The organism is Aetokthonos hydrillicola CCALA 1050 (assembly GCF_017591665.1).
Classification (GTDB): domain Bacteria; phylum Cyanobacteriota; class Cyanobacteriia; order Cyanobacteriales; family Nostocaceae; genus Aetokthonos; species Aetokthonos hydrillicola.
The window spans coordinates 1-1206 of record NZ_JAAKGC010000426.1 but is presented as its reverse complement, the minus strand read 5'-3'; the positions used below and the strand labels follow the sequence as shown (position 1 = coordinate 1206).

The window sequence follows — 1206 nt, the reverse complement described above, 5'->3', positions numbered from 1 at the left end:
AAAGTCAAAAAATTGTATTTTGGGCTTTTTCTTGGCTCAATATACCCGTCCAAGCCAAAATTTGAACGGGTATTTTTTGATATCCTGCTAAATTGACCCTACTAAGCCGCTATAAGTTGCGAGGTAAAATCACTTTATTAATTACGTGGATAACACCATTGCTAGCTTTGAGATCTGGCTGAGTCACTTTAGCATCATCAACCATTACGCCATTCGTCCCATCAAGCTTGATTAAGATTGGACTCCCTTCAAGACTTTTAACTTCACCTGCCTTCAAATCACTGGATAGCACCTGACCTGGTATTACATGGTAGGTCAAAATTTTGACTAGTACTTCTTTGTTCTCTGGCTTAAACAATTCTGCCACAGCGTCTTGAGGCAATTCGTTAAATGCAGCGTCAGTAGGTGCAAACAAGGTGAAAGGTCCTTTACCTTTCAAGGTATCCACTAGCCCAGCTGCTTTTAAAGCTCGTGTTAGCTTTGTAAATTGACTATTCGACTGTGCAAGCGTAACCAAATCCTTAGTTCCTCTTGTTGAAGATGGAGGAAGTGGGGGTGTGTTTACGTCTGGTGGCTGTGTTCCTGGTATAGTTGGAGTCGTTCCAGGAGCAGTGCGACTGCGATTATACGGAGGCTCATTAAAAATACTGGGACTAGGATTTAACCCTCTGCCAGCACTTCCACCTCCTTGTTGCGCTAGCTTGTGTTTTGTTACATTTTGGTTAATAGCAGTGAGCCCGGACTCACTGTGTTGAGAAGTACTAACGTGAGTATTTATTACTTCATTAGCGCCAGATGGTAGACCAATAAGAATACCAAAGCCTGTTGCTCCCACCACACTCACTAATCTCATCAGCAAATTGCTATTATTTGTGTTCATAAATTTTGTTTTGCTTTAGTCCCTATTGATTACATAATGACTTATAACATTTTGCTACATAGAAAATCTAATTTCTGAAGTCAGATTGTGTATCACAAGTACGAATTTGTTTTACTGTTGATCACTTTTCCGAAAGATACAATAAAAGTGATCAAAGAATCAAATGTAGGGGCTGAGGAATGCTGGAATTGTACCAATTTGAACTATCTCAATACTCAGAAAAAGTCCGCTTGATCCTTGATTATAAAGGCTTAGAGTACCGTAAAATAGAGGTAGTACCAGGCATTGGACAAGTCGAACTGTTCCGCATGACTGGTCAGAGGCAA

2 protein-coding genes are annotated in these 1206 nt (G+C 40.3%); one reads left to right on the top strand and one right to left on the bottom strand.

Annotated features, from left to right (window positions below; all coding sequences use genetic code 11):
* Nucleotides 1-109: 109 nt before the first annotated feature.
* Nucleotides 110-880: a fasciclin domain-containing protein gene (locus G4P69_RS38530; RefSeq protein WP_208343637.1), complete on the bottom strand. Its 771-nt coding sequence runs from the start codon at nucleotides 878-880 to the stop codon at nucleotides 110-112.
* Between the two features lie 179 nt (nucleotides 881-1059).
* Here G4P69_RS38530 and G4P69_RS38525 point away from each other — a divergent pair.
* On the top strand, nucleotides 1060-1206 hold a 147-nt coding region (locus G4P69_RS38525), incomplete at its 3' end, for a glutathione S-transferase N-terminal domain-containing protein (RefSeq protein WP_208355293.1).

Bases quoted from the DNA above. Each gene is read 5' to 3' on its own strand.
- G4P69_RS38530 (WP_208343637.1), bottom strand. From the start codon at position 880: ATGAACACAAATAATAGCAATTTGCTGATGAGATTAGTGAGTGTGGTG.